This is a genomic window from Enterobacter cloacae complex sp. BZL2005 (assembly GCF_049238885.1).
GTDB lineage: Bacteria > Pseudomonadota > Gammaproteobacteria > Enterobacterales > Enterobacteriaceae > Enterobacter > Enterobacter roggenkampii.
Window position 1 is genome coordinate 298,728 of record NZ_JBMKGI010000005.1, and the last position, 8,186, is coordinate 306,913.

At 55.9% G+C, this 8,186-nt stretch carries 6 protein-coding genes; 2 read left to right on the forward strand and 4 right to left on the reverse strand.

Features of this window, described 5'->3' with window-relative positions; all coding sequences use genetic code 11:
• Positions 1 to 49: 49 nt before the first annotated feature.
• The 4 genes from pgaD to pgaA are packed head-to-tail and all read right to left on the reverse strand — an operon-like array spanning position 50 to position 6,186.
• On the reverse strand, positions 50 to 481 hold the full coding sequence (gene pgaD, locus ACOTXI_RS12515; RefSeq protein ID WP_023326057.1) for a poly-beta-1,6-N-acetyl-D-glucosamine biosynthesis protein PgaD: 432 nt from the start codon (positions 479 to 481) through the stop codon (positions 50 to 52).
• Positions 478 to 1,809 carry a poly-beta-1,6-N-acetyl-D-glucosamine synthase gene (gene pgaC, locus ACOTXI_RS12520; RefSeq protein WP_039024623.1) on the reverse strand — a complete coding sequence of 444 codons (1,332 nt, stop codon included), beginning with the start codon at positions 1,807 to 1,809 and terminating at the stop codon, positions 478 to 480. Before pgaC ends, pgaD begins: the two co-directional genes overlap by 4 nt.
• Positions 1,802 to 3,745 carry a poly-beta-1,6-N-acetyl-D-glucosamine N-deacetylase PgaB gene (gene pgaB, locus ACOTXI_RS12525; RefSeq protein WP_087855194.1) on the reverse strand — a complete coding sequence of 648 codons (1,944 nt, stop codon included), beginning with the start codon at positions 3,743 to 3,745 and terminating at the stop codon, positions 1,802 to 1,804. The genes pgaC and pgaB overlap by 8 nt, the downstream gene beginning before the upstream one ends.
• 2 nt (positions 3,746 to 3,747) lie before the next feature.
• Positions 3,748 to 6,186, reverse strand: coding sequence for a poly-beta-1,6 N-acetyl-D-glucosamine export porin PgaA (gene pgaA, locus ACOTXI_RS12530; protein WP_058653874.1), 2,439 nt, complete (start codon positions 6,184 to 6,186; stop codon positions 3,748 to 3,750).
• A 672-nt stretch (positions 6,187 to 6,858) separates the two neighbouring features.
• Here pgaA and ACOTXI_RS12535 point away from each other — a divergent pair.
• Positions 6,859 to 7,410, forward strand: coding sequence for a LuxR C-terminal-related transcriptional regulator (locus tag ACOTXI_RS12535; RefSeq protein WP_058653875.1), 552 nt, complete (start codon positions 6,859 to 6,861; stop codon positions 7,408 to 7,410).
• Positions 7,411 to 7,668: 258 nt separating this feature from the next.
• Entirely contained in the window at positions 7,669 to 7,995 is a 327-nt protein-coding gene (locus tag ACOTXI_RS12540; protein WP_039265473.1) for a hypothetical protein, read from the forward strand.
• Positions 7,996 to 8,186: the final 191 nt, after the last annotated feature.

Genomic DNA, 8,186 nt, shown 5'->3' on the forward strand with positions numbered 1-8,186 from the left:
TTACCCGCAATAAAAAAGCCCCCGCAGGGTATCCTGCGGGGGCTTTTTGTTACTGTTCTTCCTCTTCCTGCCCGTTGATCTTTAGATCGATGATGCGGCCAATCTGGTCATGATAGACCGTCAGCAGGTTGTACTGGCTCATCTCGGAGATGATCTGCGGTGAGACATTAAAGCTGCGGGCCAGCTCTTCCTGGGGAAAATAGCCCGGCTGACGCCGCCTCGCGTGGGCCCGACGGCGATTGTACTGATACCACAAAATCAGCAGCCAGCCGTTGAGCGCGGCGAACAGCAGGTAGAGCAACACCGTATTAAAGGACGCAATAATCACGCTCCAGCGGTGGTCGCTCTCCTCGGTGAGCTGCATCCAGAGCCGGGCATACAGGAAAAACAGAAAGCCTCCCCACGCCACCAGCGTTAACGCGGCATCGAAAAGACGTGGCAAGAGCCGATGTTCGGTCAGAATTAAGGTATTTTCGTTCATTGAAGGCTTCCTTTTCCCCGGTCCGGACTGATCCAGCGCGCGCGGGCGCGCTGGCGTTTAAGCATGACTTTTGGAAATGCGACGAGGGTGGTGAACAGGCCGATCATCCAGTACACCATCGGGAACCAGATCACCCAGAAAAGCGAGCTGGCCACCTTCCGTTCATAGCGCCGCTCGATGAACAGGCTGACCAGGAACTGCAGCAGGCACATCACGCCCAGCAGCAGCCCGGTAAACTCCGGTGGAAAGAGGCTCTCCACGGTCAGCCTGGCGGGAATCGGCGTGATATGGCTGAGGATAAATAACAGCACCGTCATGGCGTAGGCGAAGGCCCACAGCGTTGACAGGGCATACTCAAGAAACAGGGGCCACATGCGGTGATGCTCCCAGCGCACAATCCTGCGAAGGTTGACCAGAAACACCTCCGCACCGCCCTGGGCCCAGCGCAGACGCTGTTTCCACAGGCCCTTCAGCGTCTCCGGCATCAGGATCCAGCACAGCGCCCGCGGCTCGAAAAAGATATCCCAGTGGCGCAGCTGCAGCTTCCAGCTGATGTCGATGTCTTCGGTGATCATGTCCGGGCTCCAGTACCCGACGTCCGCCAGCGCCTGTCGGCGAAAGGCGGCGATGACGCCGGAGACGGTAAAGACCCGGCCATAGATCCGCTGCGTCCGCTTGATGAGCCCGATAATCGATGAGAACTCGCCCACCTGAATGCGACCGATCAGCGTGGAGCGCGTGCGGATACGCGGATTCCCGGTGACCGCCCCGACGTGGGGATACTGAATCAGCGGGGCTACCAGATACGCTGCCGTATCGCGGTCGAGCAGGGCGTCGCCGTCAATGCAGACCAGCAGATCGCCCCGGGCCGCCGCTGCCCCGGCTTTGAGCGCCAGCGCTTTCCCCTGGTTTTCCGCGAGATTAATTACCCGCAGGCGCGGATGTTCCTGCGCCAGCGCCTGCAGCACCTGCGCGGTGTTGTCAGACGAGCCGTCGTTGATGGCGATAACTTCGATATTTTCATACCGCTGATCCAGCGCGGCGCTGATGGTCTCCCGGGCATTTCGTCCCTCGTTAAAGCAGGGGATCAGAATGGAGATGAGCGGCTCACCGGCGAGCGTCGGGGCGGGCGTCTCTTTCTCCCACGACCAGTGGCGTTCAAGCTGAAACCAGAAATAGAGGCCGCCGGTTATCCAGAGCACCGACATGAACAGCGGCCAGAAGAACACAAAATCCAGAATCAGCTCGCCGGTAAAGAGGGCGGCCACGCCTAACGGCAACCCGAATACCAGACATAAAATGGAAAAGGCGATAATGCGATCAGTCATTGTCAGGGTACCAGTACGAAGAAAATACAGGCCTGATGCGTGAGATATCAGGTTGGTTGTTGATGAAATCGTCGGGGTAGTAGCCGTAGTTTTTGACGCCGTTCAGCTGGAGCACGCGCATCCACTGTGCCAGCTGGCTGTCGGAAACGGCGCGCTGCGGTTTCCGCTCCCAGTCCCGGGCCTGCAGCTCGAAAATGGTTTTATCGAGCGCGCCGGGACGCGCGGCGACCGCGTTAACCAGACGCGTCAGCCAGGCATCACTTTCGTCTGCCGGGACGGACTCCATCAGCGGCATGGCCATCGGCACCGTCCAGTCATACTCCGCCAGAAAATCGTCAAGATTCTGCGCGAACCACGCCTCGCTTTCGGGCTGCAGAATGGGCAAGGCGAACATGTTGCGCGCGGTTTTTATCTGCGGGCCACGGATGTGCTTCACCGCGAGGCTCAGGGCGTGGGTAAACCCGATAAGCGTCTGGCTTTTCTGACGTGTTGTGCTCTGAGGGCAATCGTCCACGTCCGTCAGCACCGCATCGTCATGGAATAAGATCCCGTTGAAGCTGGCATAGCGGGCCAGATCTTCATAGATGTCCGTCACCTGCTGGCGCACCTGCGGGTCCCACGGGGAGAGCCGGATATAGGGATCGGTGGCTTCGCGCCGCTGGCCTGACGAGCGGTCCCGACGCTGCACGCGCGGCAGGGCAGGATCGAGATCGAACGAGAGCACCGGCATCCACGCGAAGACTTTCACGCCCGCCCGGGTTTGCAGCTGCCAGGAAACAAAATTAAAAAGATCGGCCCGGACCGGCAGCTGGCGGTTGGGGAAATAGAGCGCCCTGATCCTGCCGTCGCCCTGCGGGTCGGCAAACGCCTGCAGGAAAACATGGCTGATTTTCATGTCGTAGACCCGCTGGATCAGCCTGTTGATGTTTTGCGTCTGCTGGGCTGGATTGGGATCGTAAACGTAGTCGAGATCGACGTGCATGACGCGCACGGGTTCGTGCTCCTGAACCTGGCTGACCGTACTGGCAAACGCCTTGAGCGAGGGATTGCCGGCGATCAGCAGCCGGGGGATGTTGCCCAGCTCCTGCACGTTCCCCAGCCCGTCCTCAAGGGTAAAGGCCAGCTGATAACCCTGCTGTCTGGCGATGGCGAGCGACGTGCCGCTGGCGGCGCCATAGGGCCAGACCCAGGCGCGCGGCGCCTTGCCCGTCACCCGCGTGATTTTTTCAGTCACTTTGCGAACGTCATCGCCGATCCGCTGGTTGAACTGCCGATCGGTTTCATAGCGGCCCGTCGCTTTATCGTAAAAGCGGTTGGCGATGGCGGGTTCGCGGCTGCCCTGCGGGTTGGCAACAATGCCGTAATGCGAGGCCCAGGTGTGCGACCCGATCTCAATCAGCGGAGACCGGCTGAGCTCGCGCACCATATCCCACGTCGCGAAGCGATCGCGGGGCGTCATCAGGCCGCCGAAGTTAACTTTTTGATTTTCCGGCGTATCCACCCAGCTGCCCACCGGCGCCCAGAGCGCAGGGACGTTCCACGCCTGAAGCAGTGGCCAGACGCGGGTGTAAAAGCTGCTGTAGCCGTCGTCAAAGCTGAGCAGAACGGCTTTGGGCGGCAGCGTTTTTTTTCCGTCATGGGCATCCAGAATGTCCTGCACGCTGATGACGTGATAACCGTTGTGCAGCAGCCAGCCGATCTGCTCGTTTAGCGCGCTGGTGCGCACGGAGAGGTAGCGCTGATCGGCGGCATCGTCTTCGACGTCGTGGTAGGCCAGCACCAGAAACTGGTTCTGCGGCCAGGGTTTGCTCGCCTCCAGCTGCGGCCGATCTTTGGGCGCAATAAATGAAAATGCCTGCGCGCAGACATTTGCGCTGAGGCAGAGCCAGCCGATGAGTATCAGGCTCGCGGAAAAACGTGTGTTCATTATCATCATCCTTAAAAGCGTAAAGTCGCATCAAGCGTGACGGAGAGGTTGCTCTCGCGTTTGCCGTCGTAAGGGCGCTTGTCCCAGTTCAGCATCACGCCGGTATCCATGACGTTGTTCCACTGAACGCGTTGTCCGTAACCCAGCACAGCGATGGCACCAGCGGACTGATTTTTCTGCCAGTAGCGGCCGCCTCCCGCCACGAACTGCTGGCTCCAGAGGGTGTCGTAATGGCGATACATCTCATGGTCAACGGCCAGGGCGGCCGTCACGGAAAGATCCCGTGCCGGGTTGTAATAGAGGGTGTCCCGCAGGCTGTTTTTGCTGGCGGCGATCCCCGGTTCGAGATCCATCGTCAGGGACGGGGTCTGCCAGAGACGCTCCTTACCCGTGAGGGTGTATTCTTGTCGGCGGTTATGATCCGAGAAGCGGCTGACGGCGGCGCTGAACTGGTACTCACGGCGCTCGTTTTGATACCAGCGCACGCCGCCTTCCCCCCGGTTGGCGCTGATCCCGTTGCGTAACGCCCGCAGGGGCGTGGTGCGCGACAGGCGCTCAAGGCTGCCGCTGACCTGCCAGCTATCGGTGAGGCTGTACGTCGTTGAGAGGCGAGCCCCCGGCTTGTTCGCCCCGTGATAGCGGTTGCTTGAGAGCTCGGCTTCGAGCTGGAGATCGCGTGGCCGCCATTCGATGCCGCCCAACAGGTGACGGCTGGAGCCTTTGCCTTCATCGAAATTGCCCTCTGCATAGCGGGTGCCGGCAAACAGCCGCCAGTTATCCGCTATGGGCGGGCCATAGAGCGTGGCGTCCCAGTTGAGGTCGTGCGTCCCGCTGACGGGGTTATCGGAGTGCAAACCCTTGCTCGCGTTGAGGCGCAGCTCGGACATATGCTGGACGGTGCGGAGCCTGTCCAGACGCCTTGCGCTGCGATCGCGCGGCGCGCGGGCAACGACGTCGTCGGCCAGTAAATCCATCTGCCGCCACTCCTGAAGATCCATGGCGACGTAAGCCTGCTGCTGCTCAAGCTCCAGATTCGAGGGCTCCAGCGCCTCCGCCATTTTCAGCGTTTGCTCGGCCGCGCGCGGCAGACCTCGCGCCTGCAGCAGGGTGGCGTAGTCAATCTGCAATCCCTGATTGCCCGGCGTGGTTGTCGCCAGACGTCGCGCCAGCTTTTCGGCTTCCGGCAGGGCATTCGTCGCCAGCAAATAGTTAAAACGGAGCGACTGGCCGGTAAGCCACCGATCGTTCGGCTGAGGAGTAGGGGAGCCGAAATCGTAACGGGTCCAGGGAACGTTGCGGGTGTGGCGCTCTGCATACCGGCGGGCGGACGGATACTCTCCCGTATCCAGCCAGGCGTAGAAAAGCGCGTGCTCCTCGTCCTGCGGATCGGATGCGTACTGCGGATAGCGTTGCAGAAGCGCGAAGGCGGCGGCAGCGTTTTTCTCCTGCAGATATGCGGAGATCACCCAGCCGATTGCCCAGCCCGGCACCGGATGCCGGGCTGCCGTCAGATCCTGATATTCGCTGATGACCCGCGGGTAATCGGCATGGGCATACAGCGCGCCGAGCCGGTCGATACGCGCAAGCACGACGTCTTCCGCGGCCTGCGGCTCGCTCTGCCAGCGAGACAGCAGCGCGTCGTAACGATTCAGCGCGGATTGCGCAAGCTGCAGGCGCTCCTTTTCTGTTCTGCCCGGCACATCTGCAAGGCGAACGCTTTCGGCGGCGGCATTCAGCTCAAGACGACGACGCTCCGCGGGGGCTAGCGCCACCTTTTGTGAAAGCAGGAGCGCGGGGGTATTGACCCGGTTATCCGTTAGCGCGTCGACCCGCTCGCGGAGAAGCGCGTGATTTTCTGGCGCGACATACAGCGCGCGCGTGTCGGCTAAAAGCCGATCCCAGCTTTTTCCCTGGCGTAGCCAGACGTATGCCAGCGTCTGAAGATGCGCCTGCGAGGGGGCCTCCGCCACCAGCCGTCGGGCCTCCTGAAGGGCAAGCGTATCTTTACGGGCATCGGCCAGGGTTTTGATATAGCCGATACGATAATCGTCGTTATCCGGCGCAAGGCTGCGCGCTTCTTTCCAGAGCGCCAGTGCGGGCTCCCACGCTTTCTGATTTCGTCTGGCCTGCGCGACAGCCGCAACGCCGCGGGCGGGCAGCGGCATATAAATGCTGTAGCGCTGCCAGACCTGAATAACCTCGTCATCATGGCCTGCCCAGGCCGCCACCTGTAACCAGTCCGCAACGTGCTCAGGCGTCAGGGCATGCTGCTGCTGATAGCGCTGAAGATAATCGAGAAACGACGTGTAATTACCGTTACGCGCCTGTTGAATCTGTTGCTCATAAACGGATTCCGTCGCCTGAACCAGAACAGGAAAGAGTAATAACAGAAACAATAATGTTGGGGTGCGATAAAAGAATAATGTACTGAAGCGAAGCGATCTTTCCATATCTATTTGCCATTTGTTTATCATGAATCCATTGCATAACACGGCTGCCTTTTAACTCTGCGTTAAAGGCCATAAATGAGAACATTAAATCTGAATGCAGTAACGTTATGGGGTACTTACTTAAAGGTAATTATGGCGCCTCATCTTAGTGGACTGGATGGGAGGTAATGTACACCCGATATGTTGCCCGATAAATATGCTGAAAAGCGGCTGTGTCGTTTTGAGATAATTCTGTAATGAGCAGTTTTTTGTGTTTGTTTTGAATTGAGTGATTAATTACAACCAATTGAAATATAATGATTTTATTTTTATTGTGACAGTTTTGTATATATTTTTAATGACGCTTGTCAGCCTCAATTAAAGTACTTTCTGGTGCATGTTTGGGAAGTTTCATGACAAAAATTCTTAATGTTTAGAGAAGTGACTTTTCTGCGATTGTTTTTTATTTATAATTAAAGACAGACATTGAATGATAGTCTACAGGAAGTCTTACTCATCAATGTGTGTATTGAGGGATGTCCAAAGCCAGAATACATCTATCGTTAATATAACAGCGCTATAAAACGAAGGCGGTCTTCTTTTCGCAGGATCGTTCTTGCTTTAATCTAAAAGGGATGGTTAGTGGCAACTTCAATAGTGTTAGTGACTCAGGATCGCTACCTTGTCAGGGGGATGCGGATATTTTTTCCGGATATTATCCTGCTCGATTCGATTGACAGAAACATATTTGATAACGGTGCAGATGAATATTCTGTATTGATTGATAGTCGTGCGCCGCTCCGTCTATATGATTATCTGATACGCCATCCGGCCAGAACGAAAAAAACGATTTGCTGCGTTATGCTTGATATGCGCCATCGCGAGGAGAATCTGCTCAGTATGAAGCTGTTTATGAATACGTCGCTGACGGCACCGGATATGGCCTCGCTGTTTAACCTGGTGCTCAATATGAAGGGCCGTCGCCTGACCACGAAGTGGCTGCTGAATTTACGGCTGAGCACGCATGAAACGATCATGTTGCGGTTGCTGAGAGCAGGGATGTCAATGGAGGAGATTGCAGGCGAGCTGAATACATCGGTGAAAAGTCTCTATCGCAAACGAATGGCGCTCTCGGAACGGCTGGGGGCGGAGAACTTTAATGAGGCGTGTTTGTTTATCTTTAAAAACAAACTGCTGGACGCAGGTGGGAACGATCCCTGGGTTGGGGAGAGAACAAAAGCATAATTGCGGGCGGTATTCAGAGGTTTGAGAACGCTGGATGAGGACAACTTCCTGGCCTTGGGTTTGGATTTACTCTGGCTCAAAACGACACAAGGACGTTGTCATGGACACGATTGAAGAGTCTGGTCACCGCCACTGTAAGATATCTTCAACTATTTGATATAAATATAAATTTGACTAATATCGACAGGTAGCGATTTATCCGTCAAATTCAGTTAAACTTCGTCACATGTTTCAGTGAGTTATGGGATGGTTAGTAGAATGACCAGCGAAGAAGCACTTTTAAAATCAGGTTTTAGTAAACGAGATCTTCAAAAGCTAAAAAACAATATCGAGAATTACGGTGGTTCGTTTGATAGCGTAACTCATGATCTGGCCAATCGTTTTAAGGCAATGAAGTGGATAACTATTATTGCCTTTATCATACTGGCTTTAACTCTTTTACTTGCATCCAGGGATACAAGTCTGACACTTGCGCTCACGTTATTGATTGTACTACCTTTTATCTGGTATATAACGCCAGCAAAACTTGGCTACAAATCCTGGCGTTACCGTAAAATGCTGACTAATTCTGAGACGGGTCGCTGACGGACAACAGATCAAAAATAATCTTAGCTTTCACGCCGTAACCTGCTATTTTCATTGTAAGCTGCGGGCGGCTCAATGTGCTCACTGACCTGCTCCCCGTTGATTAGTACACCCCGATGTTAGTAATGTCTTCATAAGCCACATGAGGACATCCCCATGAAGAAGCGTTTTTCCGACGAACAGATCATCAG